We start from the raw sequence: 24,645 nt of genomic DNA, 5'->3' as shown, positions 1-24,645 counted from the left end.
AAGTATTCAGCCGTCAGCTATCAGCTATCAGCTATCAGCTATCAGCTATCAGCTATCAGCTATCAGCTATCAGCTATCAGCTATCAGCTATCAGCTATCAGCTATCAGCTGACATTGTTAATTAACAAAAAGAAATTAACCCTATTAGAATCAAGGGTATTATAAGTTATTAACCGGACTTAATATCATTTAATTGGTAGTGAGTGGTGAGTGGTTAGTTAACCTTCGAGTAACCTACTAACCACTCACGAATAACTTACTCCTCTAAATCTTCGTTACTAGCAAAACTACCGCCGCTTACGGTTACCAGGTCAATTTGTTGACGGTAATAATCCACACTCTTGACTTGGACTTCGACGCGATCGCCTAATCGATAGGCAGTGCGATTTTTCCGACCGACTAGGCAGGCGTGACGGGAGCGATACTCGTACCAGTCATCCTTGAGAGAGCTAACGTGAACTAATCCTTCTACTAACAAGTCTTCTATTTCTACAAAAAAGCCGTAGGATTGAACTCCAGTAATCAGCCCGCTGAAGATATCTCCTGTACGCTCTTTCATCTGTTCAGCTTTCTTTAAGCCCTGTAAATCCATCTCTGCATCCATGGTGATCTTTTCACGGTCATTGAGATGGGGAATTAATGTAGTTAACTGATTTTCTAACTCTTGGTGAATTTCTGGTGGTAAAACATTCCAGTTTATATTACCTTGACAGCTGCTATGATTGAGATTTACCCGGTCTTTGGAACGGGTAGAACGACGGTCTCTTCCTTTTTCAAATACCAAATGCAGTAACTGTTGTACCCATAAATCCCCATAGCGCCTCAGTGGTGATACTCCGTGAGTATAGCCAGTATCCAATGCTAGACCAAAGTGGGATCCTGGTTTTGAACTATAACCTGTTGGTTTTAAGGTTGATAACAACAAATAGATCAATACTTTAGGTGCTATGGATTTGGAAAATAGCTGGGTAAAGCCCTGATAGTCTTGAGAGGTAATGGTTTCTTCTTTCTCAAGCTGCATATCTAGCTCTAGATTCATGCCCAACCTAATCAAATCCTGAAGCCCATCCCAATCTGGTAGCCCCTGGACACAGTAAATCCCTGGCAAACCTAGGGCTTGGATGTGGGTAGCTATTGCTTCATTAGCTAAGATCACTAATTCCTTCAACAACGACTGCATTGGTACTGTTGAAGAAACCTCTAGAGCCCCCACTCTCCCTTCATCTTTATAGGGGTATGGAATCTGGGACAAATTTAGGTCAAAGGCACCCCGCTGCTTTCGTTGCGCCCTGACTGCTGGACTCAAGGTAAAAAACAGTTCTTTGAGTATGTCCACCACAGGTGCCAATTCTGAGTCAGCTTGCTCATGTCCCCCCAGAAGGGATTGAGCCTGCTCATAAGTGAGCTGGTAGTGTACCTGGATTATGGACGGTTGAATCTCATAGTCTACTACCTGACCAGCTTCGTCTAGAGTGAGTAGTACCGACATGGTTAAGCGGTCTTGACCTGGTACTAGGGAACAAAGCTGGGTAACGGCTTCTGGTAGTAAAGGCAATATTACATCGGACAGATAAACTGCTGTACCCCTTTTTCTGGCTTCATCAGCCAAGGCAGAGTCTGGAGGGACAAAGTAAGCCACATCAGCAATATGTATCCCCAGTTGCCACTGATTTGCTTCAGTTTTTTCTAGAGTAAAGGCGTTTTCTACAACTACCTTCTCTGAGTTAGCTAGCTTATCTTCAATGGTAATGGTCAGAACCTTTCGCAAATCTAAGCGCTGGCTATAGTCTGATTTTTTCAGCTTTTTCGGTAAGTTATCAGCGGCTAGAAGTACCCCATCAGGGAAGTTAGAGCGTAAATCGTGCTTGCAACAGACAATGTCGGTGTCAGCCGCATCTTCTGCATCACTTCCTAAAATACGGGCAACTTTTCCAAGGGGAGGGTTTTGTCCGAGGGGGTAGCGTAGGACTTCTACATGAACCAGATGCTCCACTGCTTTTTGTAAGATTTCCTCATCTGGTTCAAGGTCTAGTTCAAACAAGAGTCGGTCATCAAGGGGAAAGGCTCGGTAACCATTACCAATGTCCTTGACTCGCGCTAGCACTGAAGGATTTACCCGTTCCAGAATTAACCGCACTTCTCCTTCAGGAGACCGGCGTCGGCTACCTTCTTTGGTAACTTTGACTAGGACGCGATCGCCATTCCAGGCAGTACTGAGATTGGTTTCCCGAATGTAAATATCATCGGCTCCCTCGACTTCTTGGATGGCGAAACAAAAGCCTTTACTCGAACAGCGCAGCTTGGCTTCCACCACGTCTTCTTCATAAACACGTCGATACCTGCCGCGATCTTTAACCAGAATTCCTAATTTTTCCAGTGCATCCAGGGAAATCTGGAGTTTTTTGAGACTTTCTTTGTCTTGGCAACCAAGTTTTTTTTCTAAGACTTTGGGTGCCACTAGTTTATCATCAGTAAAATTAGAAAGTAATGTAGCGATTGAAAATTCCATCCAACAATCCTTTTCGTCTGATCGTGGTTTTTGCTTGTTGCCCTTAAGAGCATGCGATCGCGCGGGGTAGGACAGTCCCTGATGCGATCGGGTCATCGGCTGAACATTGAAAGGCAAGCCAGGTGTACACTTCCCGAGCAGCAAAGAAAACGTGCATTACTTTTCCCGGGTACCTGAACTTGTTCCACCCCTTGTGTTTCTTTCCCAGGAAAGGGTATCCACTGATGGTTTGCCTAAACTGTTTAACCAACTCTGTTGTTTTTGTTCCGAAGCAAGACTAAGGTCAGGGTAACTTTTAGGCTAATGACTCACCTAACTTTGCCTGCGGGATTTTTGAGTCAGAGGTTGGTCAATAGCCAGTGATTCAAACGCCATGGCACCTTCTTTGAGTTACGGTTTGAGGCCCCTAGGACGATTGTTTCTTTGGCGAAGTTATCATCAAACGGGTAACTTACAGGCAGTTATGTATAAGAAGCAACCGATTCAAAGAGTGAGAATCTCCAATGCCACCCAGTTTCTTTGGCGCTTAACTCTTTTGTTCAGACACTGCAATACTCAGAACCATTACGCTTCCTGGTAACTTAGTCCCCTTGCTTTGGCAATGCTGTAGCCCCTGGGGCAAAAGAGAAGCTTAGCTTAGTCTGGTCAGCCTCGGAACTTTGTCCAAATTCCCCAGTTATATCTACTACTAGTCTACCATTAGGGCAACCGATTGGTCACGCTTACGCCCTAAATCCAGATTTTCTGAATCGTCATACTGACTCGCGTAGGCTAAAAAGCAATAAATTACATCAGGATATGACAGCTCTTCTGGAAGAAGCGTAGGTGTAGGCAACGAGGGGAACTTGGAGGTACCCGCCCTCTGTTTTCTTGTTCCTAGAGCGCCTGGGAAAAAGAAACTTTGGTTTTGCGTAGGCTGTGCTGCTCAACTGGATCAGGAACCGCAACTGAAATTCCTTTCTCCTAGGTCTGTTGCAGATTGTAACTACAGAATGATTTAGCGCCAGCTTACCAAAGATAGTTCTATTATATTATGTTTTATTGTACATCAACGGGAGTACGGAATCGGGAAGAAATGTTCCGGTGTTCGGCAGATCAGCTGTTCCGTTTGCTACAGTTTTCGGGTCTAGCTATGCTATGATATAATGCTTAGACTTGGGCAGGAAATGGTTTTATGTTTACTCAGTTCCGAGATCGTTATCCTCAAGGCAGCTTGATCAGCGATCTTTTAGCGATTGACCATGGTCAGTACATAGTACGTTGCTCAGTTAAAGTTGAGGGTACCATCTTGGTCACCGGTCTAGCTGCTGCCCAAACTGTTGAATTAGCAGAAGATCAAGCCAGACAAAGAGCCTTAGCTGCTTTAGGCATGGATAGCACGAAAGGGATTGATCAAAACAAGGATAATCCCAGAGCAAAGCGTGAGGTAAATCTGCCGCTGCAACCATTGCCTCGCTATGATGTTGGCTCGACCTCAGCAAGTCATGAACAGACTCAACCCAATCATCATTTTACTCAAGCTACTCGAACCAGTGACACCAGTAGTTACTCTTTCTCAGAGTCAAGAGCTAGAGAGGTTAGGGAAACCGCTGCCAATATCCCATCAGTAGAACCAGCAAGGAAATTTAGCAATGACTCCCTTTCAACGGACCTAGAAACCTCTGTGCCAGTTGATATCCCTATAAAGAGGGAGCCGATTATCTACCAGACCCCACAACCTGATCCTCCAGTCCAGTCATATTCTCAAAATACCATAGAGACTAACACCAGTGACATGGGATCATTGAGTTCTGGAATTGTTGACCATTCTGACATCATTACTAAAACTAATGTAGAAATGAAGCGTCTGGGTTGGACAACTCAACAGGGGAAAGACTATCTTCTACAAACTTACGGTAAGCGATCGCGTCAGCTGCTTAGTGACCAAGAGTTAATGTCTTTTCTGAAATATCTAGAATCTCAGCCAATACCTTCAGATTCTTAAGCTATTAGCTATAGAAAGGGAACAGGGAACAGGGAACAGGGAACAGGGAATAGGGAATAGGGAATAGGGAGCAGGGAGCAGGGAGCAGGGCACAGGTAAAAATCCTGTGTACCTGATAGTTCTGAAAAACGCTGTAAGTAACATTAGATTAACAACAAAAGGGATGCTCAGCAAAGAGTATCCCTTTTTTTATTAACCTGAAATCGTCAGCATATGCGCTACGCGCATGCTACGCGAACAGCTAAGATTTTTATAATTAAATTATATGCAAATTGCTATAAATATGGCACCTAAAATTATAACAATTATTTGAATTACTTAACTAATCAAATACTATAGCCATGATATTTACCATGAGGGACAAACTGATCCCCCTAAATCCCCCTTAAAAAGGGGGACTTTGAGGTTGATAAGCGTACCTCATAAATGCAATAAACGCTATATTAATTTTATCTGTTACCGATTCCCGATTCCCTACTCCCGATTCCCGATTCCCGATTCCCGATTTTATCCCTTTAATTATAAGTTTCAAATTAATTGCAACTTCTCCATAAAAAACCAAAAAAAAGTTTTTTACAACCCTTGACAGTTTTATTTGTAATCATTATTATTATAAATATGACCTCGAGTTCAATAGTTCAAACATGTCAACAGAATTTAATCCAAACCTCAAAAAATACCCTGTTGAGCACACTCTCAAAGGCTCTCGTAAAGCAGTAAGTAGGTGGGCGTAATTAAGTGTAAAATAGAAAAGTAGTTAAAAAATCCCGAACCCATAATGCCAGCTCGATTAAAAATCCGTCTAAGTGAGTTAGACATCCAAGAGTTGTTAGAGCTCAAACATGATAGTAATTGTCCAAAAAGAACTAGAAAAAGAGTAGAAGTTATCTGCTTAAATGCTAAAGGATGGACAGTGAATCAAATATCTGAATGGATAGATTGGTCGCCGAATACAGTGAGGAAAACAATTCATAGGTGGATAATACAAGGCAAAGAAGGACTCTGGGATAACCCAAGAAGTGGTAGAAAAAAAACTTGGAAGGAATCGGATATAGAGTATCTGGAAGAGCTTTGTAATCATGGGGAAAGAACTTACAATAGTAAGCAGCTATCTGTTCTTATCAAAAAAGAGCGTCAAGTGGAATTAAGTCCGGAAATAATTCGCAAGATACTCAAAAAAAAAGGAGATTTGTGGAAGCGAACAAAAACAAGTCCAAGACGACATCCTAACCCCAGAGAAAAAGAATATAAAAAAGCAGATTTAGATAGGTTACGTCTGCAAGCCTCTTGTGGTGATATCAGACTGAAATACTTAGATGAAGCAGGTTTTAGTCTTTGGAGTCCTGTAAGTTTTAGTTATATAAAGGTAGGAAAACAGAAACAAATTATCCAAAGTAAAAAACGAGAAAAACGTCTAAATATATTAGGATTATATGAGCCCCAAAAAAGCTTTAACTATACTTTAAAACTTGGTAGCATCAAAAAAGATAATTTGATCAAAATTTTGGAGATAGAAGCTCAAGAAGCAAAAAAAACTCGACTAAAAACAGGAATAGATACAGTAATTGTCTTGGATAATTCCTCAAGTCATAAAAGTCATCAGGTAAAAAGTCAAGAAAAAGAATGGTTAGAAATGGGATTGTATTTATTTTTTCTGCCAACTTATAGTCCAGAACTTAATCTAATAGAGGGGGAGTGGCATCAACTTAAAACTCATCAAATTTCTGGTCGAATGTTTGAGGATGAATACGATCTAGCTTTAGCAGTTAAAGAAGGTATAAAAGAACGAAGTTGCCAAGTAGGTTATCAGCTTCAACAGTGGAGAATATCTGAAAATGTAGATAGTAAAAATGATCAAGTTTTTAACGTTTAATTAAGACCACCTACTTAATTTATAGCATGCACACCCTCTATGTATTTGGTTATGCAGAGATTTGCGAGTGGAGCCCTATGGAGCCGACGGAGGTTCCAGGCGAAGTCATGACGACAATGATGAAGTATTGGCTGTTGCCATAACACTTTAAATTTCTGGGGGGGGTTTCCCCCCAATGGAAAAAGCTCGGGTCTTGTAAAATAAGATCACATCAGGTTTGGTTTGGGATCTGATTGACATGAGAATTTCAATCCACTTACTGTGGCATTGAAAAAGCCGTAGACATAATATCTACGGCTATTTTTTTTTACTTTTTAGACTTATTGCCTATTGCCTTTTTATAGCGTTTCTAGGACTCATGAGGTACATAGAATTGTTTGAGTATTGGTTCTTGCCTTCCCCTCCTGGGAGGGGTTAGGGGTGGGTTTCTCTTACCTGCTCCCTGCTCCCTGCTCCCTGCTCCCTACTCCCTAAAACCCAGATATTTGTACCTCACAAGTCGTAGAATTGCTATATCAAAATATCTTACTAATCAAACCTGGTAATTCCTTACATATAGTAACCATATTAGCAGTAGGAGACAAAGCACCAGCAATTCTGATTAGCATTTTCATAGCCTTGTTGGCTATTTTATTCACAGCACTATCTTCGGAATTAGTTAAAGAAGAAGCGATGTCTTCAATTTGTTCTAGGGCTTCTTTTTTGTAGTCGTCATCCAACTCTTCTTCAACTGCGTTGTGCAGTTTACTGAGTAATTCCTTCAGTTGTTTTTTATCAGACTCAGGCTCAGCATCAAAGCTAGGTAACTGGTTGATAGTATTGGTAACCTTACCACTAATATCACCTAAGTTAAACCAACCAGCACTACTACTTGTAACTTTAGCGTTGCCAGATATGTTACCAGATCCAGATATATTTATTTTGGGACTTTGATCGTTGATATTAGCCATGATTTCAGAAAAATCTCCAGAAATATTACCTTGTTGTGATGATAGCCAGAATAATTGTTGAATATCGCCTTTAACGTCAATTGATTTATTACTATCTTGATGATCGTTAGATACTAACTTGTTCAAATCTATTATATCATCAAGTAAACTCAAAACATTCACCATCTCATAGCTTGTTTGACATTGAATGGTGTATTCCTGGTCTGCTATAAATTTTCGCAATGTTTCAAAGGGATAAGAGTGTGGCGACTGACTGTCTTTACACTTAGGGCAATTACAAGGTATTAACTTACTGTACTTCAAGCGCTTATAAGAATCATGTATTCTATCTAGTTCGTAAGCAACTATGCTCAATAATCCACGCTTATCTATACCAGCAACCCTAATCTTAATCTCCCGTTTACCGTAATATTCAATCACTTCAGCTTTGGTGTTGTCCTTAGTTAAGATGACGCCAGTTTTCCAAACGTATTGTTGTTGGTCAATATACTGGTGCATCACCACAATCAAGCGAGTGATAATACCCTTGGGCATAAAATCCGGATAAGCGTAGCGTAAAATCAAATTGTGGGATGGATTCCAATCATAGTCTGGTTGGTTATCGCTGAGGAGTTGAGGGGCGATAAAGGTATCTTTGCAATCAGGAATTTCATAGCAAAGTTGGAATTTCTTCATTAGTTCTAGTAATTCTCCTCTGGTAGAGGCATACTTGTCGTCTTGCCAAATACGTTTTAAATCCTTGCGGGTAAACTTTCCTTTGTTATTAATTACTTCCTGATTATCGAGCACTTTGTAAACCGGATCGGTTGCCCATTCTGGTTTAAGAATGACTATTTTATATAACAAGGAATCTTCTTGATCCTGGAAATGAAGGCATACCCCTAAATCGTGGAGATATCCGCTTAACTGTAATTTATCTTCTAGTAGAGTAAATCCATTGGTTTCACAGATTTCTAGATATTCCTCAAGAGAGATATAATTACGAGAATTGTTTTCTAAAGCTTGACGCACCTTTACCCAAGTTTTCGGTAATGGTTGTCCCACGTGAGGTAAATTTTGAATGTAATATTGAATAGCAGCGATAATCTCTGCTAACCCTCGGTTAGTTTCGAGATTAGTAGTCAGAGTTTTTTCGAGATTGGTAAACTGTCCTCGCAAAGCGCTTTCGTTAATATATCTTTGGCGGTCTTGTTTCTCGTTTTTAATAATCAACAGGGGGCTATTATTACTTAACTTTTCTACACTATTTAGCCAATAATAAAAATCCGTATCTTCTTTGCTACTATCCGCCACAAAAATATATAGAGAACGTTTAGTAAAGAAAAATGGATGGGTGGCAGGATAAATTTTTTGCCCACTAAAATCCCAAATATTAACCTTAAATTCTCGTTCGTGATCTAGAGAAAAACTCCATTGAAAAACATCAATGCCTTCTGTAGATGATTGATTGTCTTGGAGTTGGTATTGGGGGTCTTGAATTTTCTTAGCTAAACTAGTCTTGCCTGCTCTGGCATCACCGACAATCAACAACTTAGCTTCATATATATAAAGTTCTCTTTCTTTCCTTAATTGCCGAGAAGATTGTATATTAGAATCTACCTCTTTACTGAAAACTTCTGGCAATGGAACAACCAGGAGATTATTTGATAAACATAGTTTGGATAAACTGGATGAATTACCAATAGATTCTTGAAGACTCTTGAGTTGATTATTTGATAAATATAGTTTGGATAAACTGGATAAATTACCAAGATCTTTTTGAAGGCTCGTGAGGGGATTATTTGATACATATAGTTTGGATAAATTACCAAGATCTTTTTGAAGGCTCGTGAGGGGATTATTTGATAAATATAGTTTGGATAAATTACCAAGATCTTTTTGAAGGCTCGTGAGGGGATTATTTGATAAATATAGCTGGGCTAAATTGGATATATAATCACTATAATTGGGCATATTCATTAGTTGGTTTCCGCATAAACTTTAATTTTAAAAAAAAATAATTATATATTCGGGGCATAAATTTAGGATTTATACGCTAATTTGATCTTAATAAATTGGAGCTATTATCAATACATTTGTTTTTTATTGCCGCTTAATTTAAAATAGTTGGGTTCGATATGCATTACTCAAATCCAGTATTTCAAGTTTTTTTCTTACTTCTTGAATTTTTTTTAGGAAGTATGTTGGAATACTATCTTCGCTCATATAGAAATTGTTATTGCTCTGAAATACAAAGCTTATGATTTTAATTCAATAGGCTTTTAAGGTAATCAGCCTGGAAAAATACTGTATCTCATCAGTACGATATACGCTATATTATCCCTGACCCAACAAATATATTTTAATGTTTCCTATAGAAAAGTGATGTGGCATCACTGGTTAAATCCAAAAATCAGTATTTATACTCAAAAACCTTGGTGGAAGAATTTTATTCTTTGATTCAGCAATACCAAAATTGAGCATTGCATAAATGCAGGATGATTTTAATAGTTTTGTGGAATAGGCATCTTGGTGGAAGGAGCATCATGGTGAAATAAGCATCTTGTGTGGAATGGGCATCTTGCCCGTTCCCAACACCCCCGACTCCCGACTCCCAACTCCCGACTCCCGATTCCCGACCCCCCCACACTTACCTTGCTCGGATCCTCTAGGATGACAGATGAAGCAGGAAAGTCCTATCGTGAGGGTAAAGCTAGAGCTATATTCCTTCCGGATTACTCTCAGTAGTTGCGTAACCTGTAGATTCACATTAAGCTCATTGTTCTTTGAGGCTGTACCGTGCCTAAATCTATTCCATTACTATCTATTCTTGTTCTGATGGGTTTGATGAGTTGGTCAGCACCAGTTGCTGGACAAGCACTCATTCCCTATACCCTAAAATTGGATTCAGAGGAACTCGAACAGCAGGGCTTAACTCTGGCTCAGGAAGCCATTCAGTTAGTCCGCTTTCAACAATACGACCTGGCGCTGCCTAAAGCCAAGTTAGCTACTCAACTTGCCCCCAACACCTATCAAACCTGGTTTATCTTGGGAACCTTGTATGTACAGTCCCAAGAGTTGGATCAAGGCATAGAAGCCTTGCAAAAGTCTTACTCTCTGGCACCAGATGAAGCTGGGGTGCTGTTCACCTTGGGGTCAGCGTATTTCCAAAAAAGCGACTATAGAAAAGCGATCGCTCAGTTGAAAGCGGGATTAAAACTCAAACCCGATGTGCCAGAAGCCCTGTTTGACTTGGGTAACTCTTACTATATGCTCAATCAGTATCCTGAAGCAATCGATGCTTACAACAAAGCTGTTGCCCAAGACAAAAGCTTTTGGCCAGCCATTAACAATATTGGGTTGGTCAACTATGAACAAGGAGATGTGGAGAGTGCCATTAAACAATGGGAAGCAGCCATAGGGATTGATAAAGAGGCGGCAGAACCTCAACTTGCGATCGCTGTGGCTCTGTATGCCCAAGGGGATATTGAAAAGGCACTATTAATGGGAGAAGCGGCAATCCGCCTAGATAGCCGCTATGCTAATTTAGAGTTTCTTAAAGAAAACCTGTGGGGTAAGCGCCTGCTTTCTGAAACCAAAAAGTTTCTGGAAAATCCCAGAATTCAAGCCACCATTATCCAGAGTCAAGGTCTACCCTAAGTAGCTCAACTCCACCTGTCATGGGTGACTCCTAAAAATAGTGCTTGATCTCTATCAATTGCCAATAGGGGAGGGATGGCAGCCAAACATGGGCAATCATCTCAAGGGCAGTGGTTTAAGATTGGCAATTTTCAAGACAGGAATTTAATTGTCCTGGGGCAATAGAGCCATGATCTGATCAACAAACTTTTGATGGTCAACAACAGGTTTGGAGATGTAGTCATCAGCACCACTTTGCTTAAGAAAGTTTTCTCGATCCCCTTCCATCGCATGAGCAGTGACCAGAATAATTGGCAGTTGGGACGTTTCAGCATCAGCCTTAAGCATTTGGGTAATCTTAATGCCGTCTACTGATTTACCCTGATAAACACTATGAGCTAGGGAAACATCCATCAAGATAATGTCTGCCTCCCCAGCTTGGGCTATCTGCATTACTTCTTCTACATCTTCAGTATGCTTTACATTCAAACCGCCCCGCTTACTGAGAATCTTGGAAAAAACACGAGCATTAATCGGATCATCTTCGACAATCAGAACGGTTTTCATGGGTCTTGGATCAAGAGTGTCATTTTTGGCAAAAGTGTCATTTGATCATAAGTTTGACAGGGAATCTGTCATGTTGCTATTTCAAATGCAAGATGTCATCTTCTCAAGTCTACTTTTCCCAAATCCTTAGGTAACTAGTAATGTTCATTGGACTAATACAGGTGATAGGCTGCTTAATACCAGGTAAGCTGACGCTCCTGGAAAAAGCCTTCCTTAACTGCATCCAAACCTAGATTATAGTGTCTTGGGGACAGTGGGCACAAGGAATTTTAGGTGCGCCTAACTAATGCGAATTTAATTCGCCACGGGTCGCACCTGCGGGAAGCGAAGCTTCTGGCTGGGTTTTCCTTGAGCCTGTTTATTTGAGTCATGCTCATACTTTAGCTTGGCAAAACCCACCACTATCTTAAGGCGGGAAATCGGCTTTGGAACCAGATGCTCAAATTTTATGTAAGCATTCAGCCGTCAGCCGTCAGCCGTCAGCCGTCAGCCGTCAGCCGTCAGCCGTCAGCCGTCAGCCGTCAGCCGTCAGCTTATTTTATTCAATAGCTGAGAGCTGAGAGCTGATAGCTGATAGCTGAGAGCTGATAGCTGAGAGCTGATAGCTGATAGCTGATAGCTGATAGCTGATAGCTGATAGCTGATAGCTGAAGAAAAAATTCTCAACTCCAGATCTTCCCTATCTTTTCGAGTACCGTAGCCTTAACGAGCGTGCAATTTCCCTATACCCTAAACCCCAACACCCTGTTGTCAATTCTGCATTGGAGGATTTTTGATGGCAAAACAGCTGAACCTACTGGAAAACAGTAATGTCATTCCCACAGCCCTACATTTGGAGATGCAACGGTCATATCTTGAATATGCCATGAGTGTGATTGTGGGGCGTGCTTTACCTGATGTCCGTGATGGGCTTAAGCCCGTACATCGACGTATCCTATATGCGATGCACGAATTAGGGTTAACCCCAGATCGACCATACCGGAAATGTGCTCGTGTGGTTGGGGATGTGTTGGGTAAATATCACCCCCACGGTGACCAAGCGGTGTATGAAGCGATGGTGCGGTTAGTCCAGGACTTTTCCACCCGCTATCCCCTCCTGGACGGTCATGGCAATTTTGGTTCGGTGGATAATGATCCACCAGCAGCCATGCGTTACACTGAAACCCGACTTTCTCCCGTGGGCGCTCAAGCCCTATTGTCAGAAATTGGGGAAGCAACGGTTGATTTTATCGACAACTTTGATAGCTCCCAGCAAGAGCCAGTTGTACTCCCGGCACAATTACCAATCTTGTTGCTCAATGGTTGCTCTGGCATTGCTGTGGGCATGGCAACCAATATTCCTCCTCACAATTTGGTAGAGATAGTAGATGGCTTGATTGCTCTGATTGACCGTCCCGATTTAGCAGATGAAAAACTCTGGAAATTAATTCCCGGACCCGATTTTCCCACTGGGGGGGAAATTGTGGCAGCTGAGGGGATTCGGGATGCCTATACTACGGGTCGTGGCAGTATACCCATTCGAGGCATCACCAAGCTTGAAACCATTCAAGTCGGTCGAGGGAAACGGGGGCAACGCAGGGCAATTGTAGTGAGTGAGTTGCCCTATCAGGTGCATAAGGCCGCCTGGATTGAAAAAGTGGCAGCTTTGGTCAATCAAGGGCGTATAGAAGGGATTAGCGATATCCGAGATGAAAGCGATCGCGAAGGGATGCGGGTGGTGGTGGAACTCAAACGAGATGCTCAGCCATCAGTGGTTCTCCAGCAGTTGTATAAGCAAACTCCCCTGCAAACAAACTTTGGTGCTATCCTGCTGACCTTGGTAGATGGACAACCCCGACAACTTACCCTGCGGCAGTTGTTAGAATCATTTATTAGCTTCCGAGAACAGACTCTAACCCGCCAATATACCTATGAGCAGTCCCAGAAAGAAAGACGTCTTCACCTGGTAGACGGGTTACTGGCTAGCCTCAATCAGCTGGATGCCATGATTGACATTCTCAGAAATGCTCCTGATGGTACCACCGCTAAGCTTTCCCTGCAAAATCAGTTAAACTTAAGTGAAATCCAGGCTGACGCAATTCTGGCCATGCCCATGCGACGGCTAACTGGCTTAGAACGAGAAAAGTTAGAGACCGAGCGTGAGGAACTTTCCCAGCGCCTGGAACAGCTGCAACAATTACTCAATGATCGGCGGGAATTGCTCAAAGCCCTGAAGAAAGATTTGCGATCGCTTAAACGGAAGTACGGTGATCCTCGCCGTACCCTAATCAACTCTATTGCTTCCACTGAAGAACAGCAAGAACAACCGATAGCTCCTCAACACAAGAGTAAGAAATCTGCTCAACCCCAAAAAACTCCTGATACCCTACCTAATGCTCCAACTGAGCCAGAACAAACACTTCTAGAATTTACCTACCAAGGGTATATACAACGGCAAAGTGCCACAACACAGCCAAAATTACCGAAGTCAATTAAACAAGGGGAGGACTTTGTAGTTGAGGCTCAGCTGTCGCTCACTACACAAGAATTAATGGTAATCACTGCTTCTGGCAAAGCCTACCCAGTCAAAATTAGAGATATTCCACCAGCAGCTGGACGCAAGCAGGGCATTCCCTTGGTAAAGTTGCTGCCAACTTCGGTTCAATCAGAAACAGTTGTGGCTCACTTTAGGGTGCCAGATGACTTAGAAAACTTCACCCTAGTTTTGCTGACTCACCAAGGTAAAATTAAGCGTATATCAGTGTCTGAGTTGACCAAACTAACGAACCGTGGTATGTTGCTTACCAAGTTCAGAAATGAGGATCAGCTACAGTATGCTAACCTATCTACTACTACAGCTACACAAGTGGTGGTAGCAACCAGCAATGGACGGCTGTTGCGCTTTGAGATTAATGACAAACAGTTACCGATTATGGGACGCAGTGCTCAAGGAAATCAAGCCTTGCGGCTAAAGGGTAAAGAAAAGCTGGTTGGCTGTGTTGTTTTAGGGGAAGAGGAAAACCTCTTACTGGTGTCTGAGCAGGGGTATGGAAAGCGCCTCCCCGCGCAGGCGATCAGGTTGGCTAATCGGGGAGACCTGGGAACTCAAGCGCTACAGTTTAAGACCGCTAAAGATGCTTTGGTCAGCATGGTCACCGATTCCATCGCCAATGAGGTCATGGTAGTCACTTCCGTTGGCGGTAAGCGTTTAGCAATGGAATCGGTTCCGATTTGGGGAAAAGATGGCACAGGCGATCCCATTGCCAAACTCAATCCGGAGGAAAAAATCATTAGTGTTACTCCTCTGGTTCAGGAGTTAACTGTTTAACTGGTTCAGGAGTTAACTGTTTAACTGGTTCAGCACTTAACTGTTTAACTGGTTCAGGAGTTAACTGTTTAACTGGTTCAGCACTTAACTGTTTAAGGCGATATCCCACACTGTGAACGGTTTCAATCAAATCTCTGGGTGCGCCAGCTAATCTCAGTTTGCGCCTCAAACTTTTGATGTAAGCGTTGACCGTCTCCTCTTCGGGAGGGTTTTCAAAAGACCAGACGTGCTCGATAATTACACTACGAGTCAGTACCCGCCGACCGTTGCGCAGGAAAAATTCGAGTAAACTATACTCCTTACGGGTAAAGTGGATAAGTTGGTGATCATAGCTTACTTCATAGGTACTCGGGTCAAGACGCAAATCGCCCCACTTAAGCACTGGTGGTGCGATAGATTGACCTCGACGCAGCAGAGCCCGAATCCGCGCAAATAATTCTGGTAAGTCAACGGGCTTAACTAGATAATCATCAGCCCCTGCATCTAGACCCTTGACTTTATCATTAGTGGTATCACGACCCGTCAACATTAGAATCGGCATTTGATTGCCTTGGGCTCGCAATTTTCGACAAACACCAAAGCCATCGAGCTTGGGCAGAGTCACATCTAGGACCATCAAATCATAATCAAGCATTTGGGATTGCTGGCAAGCAATTTCGCCATTGGTAACCATATCAACCACATAACGTTGGTTGGTGAGGGCTTCGGATAAATTTTCAGCAAGGAGAATATCATCTTCCACTAACAAAATTTTCATTGAAGAAGTTTTTTTGTTAAAAATGACTGATAAGAGTACATAGGTAAAGTCTAAAAGACATTGGAGTGGCGATTCTACGTCAAGACTAACTTATGTTACTCTCGTTGCTCCAGTTTCTGGGTAGATCACCAACAGTAAAGTTGACAGCAGTCACAACCACTGTTCATAATTATCAGGTGGATAAACTTTAGCATTCAAAATAAACCCTTGGCTAACGTTGTTGTAATTGGTGCCCAGTGGGGCGATGAAGGAAAAGGCAAAATAACAGATCTGCTGAGTCGTTCAGCAGATGTAGTCGTCCGTTACCAGGGGGGCGTCAATGCTGGGCATACAGTTGTTGTTCAAGGTCAAACGTTTAAACTGCACCTGATACCTTCTGGAATTTTGTATCCGGATACAGAGTGTATTATTGGTTCCGGTACAGTTATTGACCCAGAAGTTTTAATTGCCGAACTTGACCAACTTGAAGCACTGGGCATTTCCACTAAAAATCTGCTGATTTCAAACATAGCCCATGTCACGATGCCTTATCATCGATTGATTGACCAAGCATCGGAAGAGCACCGGGGTAGGCAGAAAATTGGTACCACGGGTCGTGGCATTGGTCCGACCTATGCGGATAAATCAGAGCGTGCTGGTATTCGGATCATTGACCTGATGGATCCGGAAGTATTGGTAGAAAAATTAACCTGGACGATTAATTATAAGAACGCTATTTTAGAGAAGCTCTATAATATACCGCCGTTAGACCCAGCTGTTGTGATCAAGCAATACCAGGAGTATGCTGAACGGCTAGGCTCTTATGTGGTCGATAGTTCCTTGAAGATTTATGAGGCGATTGAGCAAAAACGCAATATTCTGTTTGAAGGCGCTCAAGGAACACTGCTAGATTTGGATCATGGCACCTATCCTTATGTCACCTCTTCCAATCCAGTTGCTGGCGGAGCTTGTGTGGGATCTGGTGTAGGACCGACAATGATTGATCGGGTGATTGGTGTGGCAAAAGCTTACACAACCCGAGTCGGAGAAGGACCGTTTCCCACAGAGATCCACACTCGAGAAGGAGAGTTACTTTGTGAGCTAGGATCAGAATTTGGGACAACCACCGGTCGCCGCCGCCGTTGTGGCTGGTTTGATGCCGTCATTGGTCGCTATGCTGTTCGGATTAATGGTCTTGACTGTCTAGCGATCACCAAACTGGATGTACTCGATACCTTTGAAGAAATTAAGGTGTGCGTCGCCTATGAAATTGACGGTGAAATCAGTCAGGAATTTCCTAGCAGCACTAGCGTGTTTTCCCGATGCCAGCCTGTTTACAAAACCCTATCCGGTTGGCAAACATCTACTTCTGAATGTCGGTCTTTAGAGGATTTACCCACCGAAGCCTTGGATTATCTTAAATTCCTGGCAGAACTGATGAAAGTTCCCATTGCTGTGGTTTCCTTAGGAGCCAGCCGCGACCAGACAATTATTGTGGAAGACCCAATCCACGGTCCAAAGCGAGCACTATTGGATGCTAGCGGTACACCGATAACTTCGGGAGTTTAAGTGCGTCAGGGTGTCAGGGCGTCAAGGCGTCAGGGCATCAGTTGGAGAGTTTAAATGTCACCAGTTTCCGATTCGATTAAACACCCTGACTTACCATTTAGGTCAGCACCTCCCTCGGTGGCGGAATCGACCGGTAGCTGACCAATAATCGCCATTAAATTGGCTACGTTATCTCGAAGAGTTAAAGTCCTACCGATGAATGTTACTGTAGAATGTCAAAAGCGACCAGAAGGTAGTAAGCCGAGAGCCTTACGCCGTTCTGGCTTGATTCCCACCGTACTTTACGGTCACAATGGTGCAGAATCTGTATCCCTAACTATGACGGCTAAAGCAGCAGAAGACTTGCTTAAAACAGCCTCGGTGAATAATACCCTGATAGAGCTCTCTATTCCTGACCTTTCCTGGAATGGTCCAGTTCTGCTGCGGGAGATACAATCTCATCCTTGGAAAAATTCCCTGTACCACCTCAGTTTTTTCTCGGTGGCTTCTCAAAATAAAGTAGAGGTTGTTGTACCTCTGAAGCTAGTGGGAGAAGCGGTAGGAGTTAAGCAAGGTGGAATTTTGCAGCAAAGGCTTACAACAGTAAAAGTGCAATGTCCCCCAGATAAAATTCCCGAAAGCATTGATATTGATATATCAAATTTGGAACAGGGTAAGATGTTCTACATTTACGAGTTAGTCTTGCCAGAAGGGATCCAGGTTATGGATGATCCTAAATTAAGTGTTCTTGCTATCACGTCTAAATAAAGCGTTGCACAATACAGGTAAGGATTAAGCTATCAGCCGTGAGCTTAATCCTTACCTTAAATCCTGTTTTGTTAATTAGCGATAGAGCACTGATAATTTTCACTGATAATTTTCAATGGTAAGCATTCAGCTATCAGCTATCAGCTATCAGCTAATGGGCTAGGCCCACACTAATTGAGGTGTTTATGGGGAAAGTGCCAGCGTCGTTCGCACAGCGTGGCCAAACGCGCCCCGCGTGGCCAAAGGCCAAGGCCAAAGCCTGTGCCACGCTACTAATTGCTTTTGAATAAAATAAGCTGACCGCTGACTGCTGAATGCTGAATGCTTACTTTCAATGTTCAATTTTAAATTGACGAATAACCTTCCATGATAAGTATTCAACCGAAAAAAATATCATTACTTTATCAAGACTCTACGAAGCTGAAAACCCCGTGTCTTTAGACCGGGGATGACAGCGAGATAGGGGCTTGACGCGCCGTGAGAAAAAGATTTTTTGGATTCGGGAATCTTACTCTGACCGTTGTCGAATAAAATAGGTAGTAAAAGGTCGATAATAATGATTGTTTTAGAGTTCAAAGCATACGGGAAACCAAAGCAATATTCAGCAATAGATGAGGCGATCAGAACAGCTAAGTTTGTTCGCAATAGCTGTATTCGCTATTGGATGGACAATAAAGGTGTTGGAAAATTAGACCTTAATAAATATTGTACTGTTTTGGCGAAGCAGTTCCCGTTTGCCAATGAATTGAACTCTATGGCTCGTCAAGCCTGTGCTGAACGAGCTTGGTCATCAATCGTCCGCTTCTACGATAACTGTAAGAAAAAAGTGCCCGGCAAGAAGGGTTTTCCTAGATTCAAAAAGCATTGTCACTCAGTAGAATACAAAACTACAGGCTGGAAATTATGCCCAGACAAGAAGTCTATTGTTTTTAGTGACAAAAAAGGGATAGGAAAACTCAAACTCAAAGGAACATGGGACTTGTGGCACTTTGACAAAAAGCTAATTAAACGAGTCAGGATAGTCCGTCGAGCCGATGGGTACTATGTTCAGTTTTGCATTAATACTGATATTAATGAGTCTGTCTCAGCAACAGGTACTACTATTGGTTTGGACGTTGGCTTAAAGGACTTTTATACCGATTCTAATGGCAATACTGTCCCTAATCCTCGTTTTTATCGGAAGGGAGAAAAGCGTCTAAAATTCTATCAACGTCGAGTTTATCGGAAAAATAAAGGCTCTGCTAACCGTAAGAAAGCGATTAATAAGCTAGGCAAGACACACCTTAAAATAAGTAGGCAGCGTGAAGAACATGCAAAGATACTTGCACGTTGCGTAGTCCGGTCTAACGACTTGGTCGCCTATGAAAATTTAAGGATCAATAACATGGTAAAAAACCATTGTCTTGCGAAGTCTATTAATGATGCAGGTTGGTATCAATTCCGGAAATGGATGGAATATTTTGGCAATAAGTTTGGCAAGGTAACTGTTGCGGTCAACCCTGCCTATACTAGTCAAAATTGTTCTAATTGTGGTGAAGTAGTTAAAAAATCTCTATCAACGAGAACCCATGTTTGTCAATGCGGTTGTTCGCTAGATAGAGACCATAATGCTGCAATTAACATATTAGAAAGAGCATTAAGTACGGCAGGGCATGTCGGAACTTTGGTCTTAAATGACCCAAACGCTTGGGGAGATTTGGCCTCTACTGTGGCTGGTGCAAACTTGTCACAGCAAGTCGATTCTTTGAACCAAGAATCCCCGTCACAAAGCGAGCGGGGAGTGTCAAAGTTGTCTGATTAAGCCAGGGGAGAGTTAAAATTTCCCTGGATTTTTTATGAATGATTAGTGGGATTGGAAGAAAATGACAGAAAACTCTCAACAGTCAAGACCTATTGATGTCTTTGGTGTCGGAAATGCTTTAGTCGATATTCTGGCACTGGTGGATGATGATTTTATCCGGGAAAATGACCTGAATCGAGGGGCAATGACTTTGATGGATGCCCAAAAGCAGGCTATGATTCTACACAATCTTGAGCATGTTTCTCTGGAACTGAGCTCAGGAGGCTCCGCTGCTAATACTATGATTGCGATCGCTCAAAGTGGTGGTAAAGGCTTCTATTCCGGTAAGGTCTCTAGAGATACCAATGGGGAATTCTACCGACAAGACTTATTGAAGGCAGGGATTCAGTTTGATGTGCATCCAGCTGAGCTATCTAATGGTCCGACTGGTACCTCTGTGATTCTAACTACGCCTGATGCTGAGCGTACTATGTGTACTCATCTCGGAGTGTCTACTACTTTGGCTCCTACTGATATTGATGTAGAACGACTCAGCCAATGCAAATATAGCTACGTTGAGGGCTATCTCTGGACGGGGGATCACACTCGCAAAGCTTGTATTGAGGCGATGGAACAGTCCAAGCTTAAAGGAGTAAAGAGTGCTTTTACCTTTTCCGACTTCTTTCTAGTAGAGAATTTTGCAGATGATTTCCGTAACTTGATTACAGATTATTGTGATGTGGTATTCTGTAACGCGGCAGAAGCACGCCACTTCTGTGGAGTGGAATCCTTGTCTGATTGTGCTGGTAAAATAGGCGAGTTAGTGGATACAGCTTTTATCACTGATGGTCCTAATGGTTGTTTAGTGGCGGAAAATAAAACAATTTTCGAGGTGCCTGGATTCCCAGCTAAGGCCGTGGATAGCGTAGGAGCTGGTGATGCCTTTGCGGGTGGTGTGTTGTTTGGACTCACCAATGGTTTGACCACTAAGCAAGCAGCACGTTGGGGAAACTATTTTGCTTCAAAAGTAGTACAAACTTATGGTCCACGTCTGGAGGGATCTCAGGCTGAGTCTGTCAAGGAAGTTGTTGGTACCGATTAAGCTATTTTGTCGAGCAGTTTTCAATTGGGTGAGGTACATATTCCTGGGTTTTAGGGAACAGGGAACAGGGAACAGGGAATAGTAACCCACCCCTAACCCCTCCCAGGAGGGGAATAGTGAAAAAATCTTGTGTACCTCATAGTTATGAAAAACGCTGTAGTTTAGTTGATTGCTTTTGTGTTCACGGTTGACGATTGACGCTTGAGGATTAATAGTTGACAGTCAATCGTCAACTGTTAACAAATAGCAATTAATTAACAGTTGCCAGTTATCTGTTTATTATCTCTTAGTGGGGATGTGTCTGATGCTACGGTTGATTTGCTTAAGGGTCGATTGCACTCAAATGGTCGGCTGCACGGCGTTGTTGTGCTGCTCGTGCCAACGAGGTTGTCTCAAGGGGCTTGAAATGATTTGCCTGCCACTTTCAGTTTGCCTCCGTCGCACATCATCACAAATTGCTTGTAAGTCGTAGTTGAAAGACTTGGCATGTTGTTCTCGAATTTTGTGGATTTCTTCGAGAATTTCATCCTTCCACATCTTTATTCTCCCATTAGTTCATAAGGTGTACAAATGGTCGGCAGTTCGTATCCAGCATCAAAGCTAATTTGGGCTAACTTTTTATGAATTTGGGCATTGGCAATATGTTTACAATTCCACGTTAGCAGATAGTCCAAGCCATAAACTTGATAAGATATCCGATACCTTGCTCCAAAATTACGCATCAACCGGGTGTTAGCTACTGTTGCTATTTTAGTGGATTGAAATAACAGCATGAATACTTTCAACAACCTCTTCAATGAAATCAACAGCATCATTAACAAGTTTCTCATTGATCGGCCATCTATCACCTAGTCCTAGTGTTGGATTTATGTCAGCTTCATGAGCAATTTTATTTCTACGATCGACGATAATGCTCAACTTTTGTTTAATCTATTTTGCCGGTTTACCCATCACCTTACCAACTTCTTACCATAATTTTTTATCTGAAATTAATCTAATGGCATCTGCTATATTTTCTGGCTGCTGAAAGCTTTTATAGCTGTGTTTTTGTCGAATTTCATTTTCTAACCAAGAGTCTATATTTGAAGCAACATTTAAACCTTCACGCACACTTCCCAAGGAAATTTTAAACCGATAAAATGCTGGAGTATCTGAGCGATTTCCACGGTGACTTTCTAGCATTTATAATCTCACTACTTCATGAATATAATAATCTAATGCACTGACAGATAGCACCAGTGTTGCTCTCAAAATGTCTGAAAGATCGAGAGCAGATGTAGATTTTGTTTTAACATAATTATGAACAGCTATCAAATCTCGAACACGACTGATGCTGATATGGAAGTGATCAAGCGCGGACTGCATTAGAAGTTAGATTAATTACCTTATCTGCTAATGTGGAAAAAGATTCCTTAAATTTGCTTTGAGCCTCTAGAGTATTTGTTAAAGAATTGCCAGTTAGCCTAATTTGTTCAGCTGTTACATCAAATACAGGTGTTTGATATTCTTGAGAAATAGGAATGAGGCTATTGAAATCTGATATTTTTATGAGGCAGAAATCATCTCCCATTTCTTGTTCAGAATAAACTTGCTGAGTAAAAACCATGCCTTCACGGCTTAATGCTGGAAACAGTCTATCTTCAATAGCATCTTTAATCTGATCCATCCATTTCTGGAAAGCAGCAGATGGTTTTTTGTTCCTAATTCGATAATTTTGAATAATTGTTCCAAGAAAGAGAGGATTAACTTTTGGAAATGGATAATCAGCTTCCTTGAGAACTTGCAATTCACTGGCTTTCTTTGCCCACTGATTCCATTTAGGTAGAATGGTTGCCAATGAATCAATTGCCATAACGGAAAATAAATCCGGACTTGTAGGAATTATAAATAAATTACTTGTCATCAGTAAATTCTGATTAATTGAGCTTAAGCTTGGACTCATATCAATCAGAATATAGTCAGCAGAAAATTTATCTGCTGTTTTATCAAGAAGATAGGAAATAGAGCCAGGAAGATTTTTAAGAGTTTGAATAGAACCACTTAACTGCTGAGCAATACCTAAGGTAACTTCATACTCAGCAAGCCCAACGTGCCCTGGCAATAAAAACAAACCCTCCTGCCGTTCTATTGGTATACACTCAACTGCCTTTATCAATCGAGGTTGTGATTCAAAAGCTGGTTCTAAACCAGCTTTTATGTGTTGATTTGTCTTGTAAGCTTCTTCTAGCTCTTTCTTTGTCGAGAATCCAAGCACCATTCCGGTAAGGTTACATTGTGGGTCAGTATCCACCAGAATTACTCTTTTTCCCTTCGAGGCTAACATCCAGCCTAAGTTAAAGGTTGTTGTCGTTTTACTAACGCCACCTTTGTGATTGAAAAGAGCAATCTTGTGAACCATTTCCTTAATCCCCGATTTAACAGAGTTTTTTTGGTGTTACAATGCTTTGTGTAATGCTCATTATAGCCCCTATAAACTCGGCGTTGCTGAATTAAGGAATGAATGCGCGATTATCTGGTTTTATGAAAGCCCCCTAAATCCACAAACTTTGGGGGACTTTAAGAGTTTTGTTCCCCCCAGAATTGGGGGGCTAGGGGGGCGAAACCATACCCAGAATCAGCAACGCCATAAACTCTGGGTTAATCATTAAACTGCGGAAAACGAGGGTGACCCCGTCCCTAACTTACCCTAAGCAACTACATCTACTCAAAATTCAAAAAATTAGGAAGTCTCGTTATCCAGGAGAATCAAGTGTTGGCTTTTAGCCAACACTATGTAATACTGAATCTACCTGGACACGAGAAAAAATATCGGAATAGTTTAATCTAATTATATCTCATAATCAGGAATTTGGACTACAATCGGGTAGCCGCGCCCAAATACCCAGATGGTAAGATTAGTTTATTATCTTGTTCCTGATTAAAGTAGTTTGGATCTAAAAGAACGTCTAATCACCCACCTAAGTCAGATAGTACGCGGACGCGATCCGTATATCGCATCTGGGGGACATTTCTATGTCCAGGAGTACATCCGCCAAGAATTAGAACAGTGGGGAACTGTTGAAATTCACGAGTTTCAGGTGTCGGGCAAAACTCATTATAATCTGATTCTGAATCTACCAGGAAAAGAGGCGAGACCGCAACAGTTTGCTCCGATTTTAATTGGCTCTCACTATGATGCGGTACCTGGAACCCCAGGAGCAGATGATAATGCTACCGGTGTAGTGGTGCTCTTGGAGTTAGCTAGAGCCTTTGCCACTCAAGCGCCTACACACCCAGTCCGACTGGTAGCATTTGATATGGAAGAGTATGGATTGCTCGGAAGTGCTGCCTATGCTGCTTATTTAAAAGAACAACAACAACCCTTGCGGTTAATGCTGTCTTTGGAAATGTTAGGGTATTGCGATCGCACTCCCAATTCCCAAACCTACCCACCAGGACTAAAATACTTTTACCCCAATCAGGGGGATTTCATTGCCTTAGTAGGAAACTTGCCAACAATCCTTGATTTTAGGCATTTAGCTCGCCGTATCCGCCAAGCTGGGATCCCTTGTCAGTGCTTACCAGTACCATCACGAGGGGAAATGGTTCCTCAGACCAGACTCAGTGACCACGCTCCATTTTGGGACCAAGGTTATCGAGCGTTGATGGTAACCGATACAGCATTTCTGCGCAATCCCCATTACCATCAACCAAGCGATCGCATTGATACCCTAGATTTAGATTTTCTGACTGGTGTCTGTCAGGGCTTAATCGCTGGTCTTGGAAATCTTGTCTAGGGGAATCGGGAATCGGGAATCGGGAATCGGGAATCGGGAATCGGGAATCGGGAATCGGGAATCGGGAATCGGGAATCGGGAATCGGGAATCGGGAATCGGGAATCGGGAATCGGGAATCGGGAATCG

At 42.3% G+C, this 24,645-nt stretch carries 22 protein-coding genes and 1 pseudogene; 11 read left to right on the top strand and 12 right to left on the bottom strand.

The window, feature by feature from the left end; translation table 11 throughout:
• Positions 1 to 256: 256 nt before the first annotated feature.
• Positions 257 to 2,509: a ribonuclease R family protein gene (locus tag F6K46_RS21125; protein ID WP_293063584.1), complete on the bottom strand. Its 2,253-nt coding sequence runs from the start codon at positions 2,507 to 2,509 to the stop codon at positions 257 to 259.
• A 688-nt stretch (positions 2,510 to 3,197) separates the two neighbouring features.
• Complete coding sequence (locus F6K46_RS21120; protein ID WP_293063583.1) at positions 3,198 to 3,344, bottom strand: hypothetical protein; 147 nt, start codon at positions 3,342 to 3,344, stop codon at positions 3,198 to 3,200.
• 339 nt (positions 3,345 to 3,683) lie between these two features.
• Here F6K46_RS21120 and F6K46_RS21115 point away from each other — a divergent pair, with 339 nt between their 5' ends.
• Positions 3,684 to 4,493, top strand: coding sequence for a hypothetical protein (locus F6K46_RS21115; protein ID WP_293063582.1), 810 nt, complete (start codon positions 3,684 to 3,686; stop codon positions 4,491 to 4,493).
• Here F6K46_RS21115 and F6K46_RS21110 read toward each other — a convergent pair.
• Entirely contained in the window at positions 4,482 to 4,637 is a 156-nt protein-coding gene (locus F6K46_RS21110; RefSeq protein ID WP_293063580.1) for a hypothetical protein, read from the bottom strand. The two genes, F6K46_RS21115 and F6K46_RS21110, sit on opposite strands and share 12 nt — an antisense overlap.
• A gap of 256 nt (positions 4,638 to 4,893) precedes the next feature.
• On the opposite strand from F6K46_RS21110, the gene F6K46_RS21105 reads away from it, so the two are divergent.
• Complete coding sequence (locus tag F6K46_RS21105; protein WP_293063578.1) at positions 4,894 to 5,079, top strand: hypothetical protein; 186 nt, start codon at positions 4,894 to 4,896, stop codon at positions 5,077 to 5,079.
• 192 nt (positions 5,080 to 5,271) lie between these two features.
• A complete protein-coding gene (locus F6K46_RS21100; protein WP_293063576.1) occupies positions 5,272 to 6,366 on the top strand; it encodes an IS630 family transposase in 1,095 nt (364 codons plus the stop codon).
• Between the two features lie 515 nt (positions 6,367 to 6,881).
• Here F6K46_RS21100 and F6K46_RS21095 read toward each other — a convergent pair.
• Entirely contained in the window at positions 6,882 to 8,939 is a 2,058-nt protein-coding gene (locus F6K46_RS21095) for a COR domain-containing protein (protein WP_293063574.1), read from the bottom strand.
• Positions 8,940 to 9,860: 921 nt separating this feature from the next.
• On the opposite strand from F6K46_RS21095, the gene F6K46_RS21090 reads away from it, so the two are divergent.
• Entirely contained in the window at positions 9,861 to 10,043 is a 183-nt protein-coding gene (locus F6K46_RS21090) for a hypothetical protein (RefSeq protein WP_293063572.1), read from the top strand.
• 90 nt (positions 10,044 to 10,133) lie between these two features.
• Positions 10,134 to 10,955 (top strand): tetratricopeptide repeat protein, encoded by an 822-nt coding sequence (locus F6K46_RS21085; protein WP_198954321.1) that lies wholly within the window; start codon positions 10,134 to 10,136, stop codon positions 10,953 to 10,955.
• Positions 10,956 to 11,099: 144 nt separating this feature from the next.
• Here the strand turns inward: F6K46_RS21085 and F6K46_RS21080 are convergent, their stop codons facing one another.
• Positions 11,100 to 11,501, bottom strand: a complete 402-nt coding sequence (locus tag F6K46_RS21080; protein WP_070393926.1) for a response regulator — start codon at positions 11,499 to 11,501, stop codon at positions 11,100 to 11,102.
• 775 nt (positions 11,502 to 12,276) lie between these two features.
• On the opposite strand from F6K46_RS21080, the gene F6K46_RS21075 reads away from it, so the two are divergent.
• A complete protein-coding gene (locus tag F6K46_RS21075) occupies positions 12,277 to 14,808 on the top strand; it encodes a DNA topoisomerase (ATP-hydrolyzing) (protein ID WP_293063569.1) in 2,532 nt (843 codons plus the stop codon).
• On the opposite strand, the gene F6K46_RS21070 is transcribed toward F6K46_RS21075, so the two are convergent.
• Positions 14,777 to 15,565, bottom strand: coding sequence for a response regulator transcription factor (locus F6K46_RS21070; protein ID WP_366510793.1), 789 nt, complete (start codon positions 15,563 to 15,565; stop codon positions 14,777 to 14,779). The two genes, F6K46_RS21075 and F6K46_RS21070, sit on opposite strands and share 32 nt — an antisense overlap.
• Before the next feature lie 207 nt (positions 15,566 to 15,772).
• Here F6K46_RS21070 and F6K46_RS21065 point away from each other — a divergent pair, with 207 nt between their 5' ends.
• Together F6K46_RS21065 and F6K46_RS21060 are read left to right on the top strand one after the other, a co-directional pair.
• Positions 15,773 to 17,113 carry an adenylosuccinate synthase gene (locus F6K46_RS21065; RefSeq protein WP_293063567.1) on the top strand — a complete coding sequence of 447 codons (1,341 nt, stop codon included), beginning with the start codon at positions 15,773 to 15,775 and terminating at the stop codon, positions 17,111 to 17,113.
• A 195-nt stretch (positions 17,114 to 17,308) separates the two neighbouring features.
• On the top strand, positions 17,309 to 17,860 hold the full coding sequence (locus F6K46_RS21060; RefSeq protein ID WP_293063565.1) for a 50S ribosomal protein L25/general stress protein Ctc: 552 nt from the start codon (positions 17,309 to 17,311) through the stop codon (positions 17,858 to 17,860).
• 183 nt (positions 17,861 to 18,043) lie between these two features.
• Here the strand turns inward: F6K46_RS21060 and F6K46_RS21055 are convergent, their stop codons facing one another.
• Positions 18,044 to 18,202, bottom strand: a complete 159-nt coding sequence (locus F6K46_RS21055) for a hypothetical protein (RefSeq protein WP_293063563.1) — start codon at positions 18,200 to 18,202, stop codon at positions 18,044 to 18,046.
• A 214-nt stretch (positions 18,203 to 18,416) separates the two neighbouring features.
• Here F6K46_RS21055 and F6K46_RS21050 point away from each other — a divergent pair, with 214 nt between their 5' ends.
• Together F6K46_RS21050 and F6K46_RS21045 are read left to right on the top strand one after the other, a co-directional pair.
• Positions 18,417 to 19,661, top strand: coding sequence for a transposase (locus F6K46_RS21050; RefSeq protein WP_293063561.1), 1,245 nt, complete (start codon positions 18,417 to 18,419; stop codon positions 19,659 to 19,661).
• Between the two features lie 61 nt (positions 19,662 to 19,722).
• Positions 19,723 to 20,742 (top strand): adenosine kinase, encoded by a 1,020-nt coding sequence (locus F6K46_RS21045; RefSeq protein ID WP_293063559.1) that lies wholly within the window; start codon positions 19,723 to 19,725, stop codon positions 20,740 to 20,742.
• 339 nt (positions 20,743 to 21,081) lie between these two features.
• Here F6K46_RS21045 and F6K46_RS21040 read toward each other — a convergent pair whose 3' ends face one another.
• From F6K46_RS21040 to F6K46_RS21020, 5 genes and pseudogenes are all read right to left on the bottom strand, one after another.
• Positions 21,082 to 21,279 carry a hypothetical protein gene (locus F6K46_RS21040; RefSeq protein WP_293063558.1) on the bottom strand — a complete coding sequence of 66 codons (198 nt, stop codon included), beginning with the start codon at positions 21,277 to 21,279 and terminating at the stop codon, positions 21,082 to 21,084.
• A 2-nt stretch (positions 21,280 to 21,281) separates the two neighbouring features.
• A pseudogene (locus F6K46_RS21035) lies at positions 21,282 to 21,425 on the bottom strand (DNA-binding protein); the annotation flags it as partial.
• Between the two features lie 67 nt (positions 21,426 to 21,492).
• On the bottom strand, positions 21,493 to 21,660 hold the full coding sequence (locus F6K46_RS21030) for a HEPN domain-containing protein (RefSeq protein WP_293063557.1): 168 nt from the start codon (positions 21,658 to 21,660) through the stop codon (positions 21,493 to 21,495).
• A gap of 48 nt (positions 21,661 to 21,708) precedes the next feature.
• Complete coding sequence (locus F6K46_RS21025) at positions 21,709 to 21,924, bottom strand: hypothetical protein (protein ID WP_293063556.1); 216 nt, start codon at positions 21,922 to 21,924, stop codon at positions 21,709 to 21,711.
• A 166-nt stretch (positions 21,925 to 22,090) separates the two neighbouring features.
• The gene (locus tag F6K46_RS21020; RefSeq protein ID WP_293063555.1) at positions 22,091 to 23,140 is read right to left on the bottom strand and encodes an AAA family ATPase; all 1,050 of its coding nucleotides are present in this window, start codon (positions 23,138 to 23,140) and stop codon (positions 22,091 to 22,093) included.
• 529 nt (positions 23,141 to 23,669) lie between these two features.
• Here F6K46_RS21020 and F6K46_RS21015 point away from each other — a divergent pair.
• Positions 23,670 to 24,518 carry a M20/M25/M40 family metallo-hydrolase gene (locus tag F6K46_RS21015; RefSeq protein WP_293063554.1) on the top strand — a complete coding sequence of 283 codons (849 nt, stop codon included), beginning with the start codon at positions 23,670 to 23,672 and terminating at the stop codon, positions 24,516 to 24,518.
• The last annotated feature ends 127 nt before the right edge of the window (positions 24,519 to 24,645 follow it).

This window comes from Moorena sp. SIO3E8, from assembly GCF_010692445.1.
GTDB lineage: Bacteria > Cyanobacteriota > Cyanobacteriia > Cyanobacteriales > Coleofasciculaceae > Moorena > Moorena bouillonii.
The sequence above is the reverse complement of the archived record's forward strand: the minus strand, read 5'-3'. Positions and strand labels throughout refer to the sequence as shown.

Coding starts and splice junctions, on each gene's coding strand:
- F6K46_RS21110 (WP_293063580.1), bottom strand. CDS start 4,637: ATGTTACTTACAGCGTTTTTCAGAACTATCAGGTACACAGGATTTTTA.
- F6K46_RS21045 (WP_293063559.1), top strand. CDS start 19,723: ATGACAGAAAACTCTCAACAGTCAAGACCTATTGATGTCTTTGGTGTC.
- F6K46_RS21060 (WP_293063565.1), top strand. CDS start 17,309: ATGAATGTTACTGTAGAATGTCAAAAGCGACCAGAAGGTAGTAAGCCG.
- F6K46_RS21075 (WP_293063569.1), top strand. CDS start 12,277: ATGGCAAAACAGCTGAACCTACTGGAAAACAGTAATGTCATTCCCACA.
- F6K46_RS21115 (WP_293063582.1), top strand. CDS start 3,684: ATGTTTACTCAGTTCCGAGATCGTTATCCTCAAGGCAGCTTGATCAGC.
- F6K46_RS21070 (WP_366510793.1), bottom strand. CDS start 15,565: ATGAAAATTTTGTTAGTGGAAGATGATATTCTCCTTGCTGAAAATTTA.
- F6K46_RS21080 (WP_070393926.1), bottom strand. CDS start 11,501: ATGAAAACCGTTCTGATTGTCGAAGATGATCCGATTAATGCTCGTGTT.
- F6K46_RS21025 (WP_293063556.1), bottom strand. CDS start 21,924: ATGCTAGAAAGTCACCGTGGAAATCGCTCAGATACTCCAGCATTTTAT.
- F6K46_RS21100 (WP_293063576.1), top strand. CDS start 5,272: ATGCCAGCTCGATTAAAAATCCGTCTAAGTGAGTTAGACATCCAAGAG.
- F6K46_RS21040 (WP_293063558.1), bottom strand. CDS start 21,279: ATGTGGAAGGATGAAATTCTCGAAGAAATCCACAAAATTCGAGAACAA.
- F6K46_RS21050 (WP_293063561.1), top strand. CDS start 18,417: ATGATTGTTTTAGAGTTCAAAGCATACGGGAAACCAAAGCAATATTCA.
- F6K46_RS21125 (WP_293063584.1), bottom strand. CDS start 2,509: ATGGAATTTTCAATCGCTACATTACTTTCTAATTTTACTGATGATAAA.
- F6K46_RS21020 (WP_293063555.1), bottom strand. CDS start 23,140: ATGGTTCACAAGATTGCTCTTTTCAATCACAAAGGTGGCGTTAGTAAA.
- F6K46_RS21085 (WP_198954321.1), top strand. CDS start 10,134: ATGGGTTTGATGAGTTGGTCAGCACCAGTTGCTGGACAAGCACTCATT.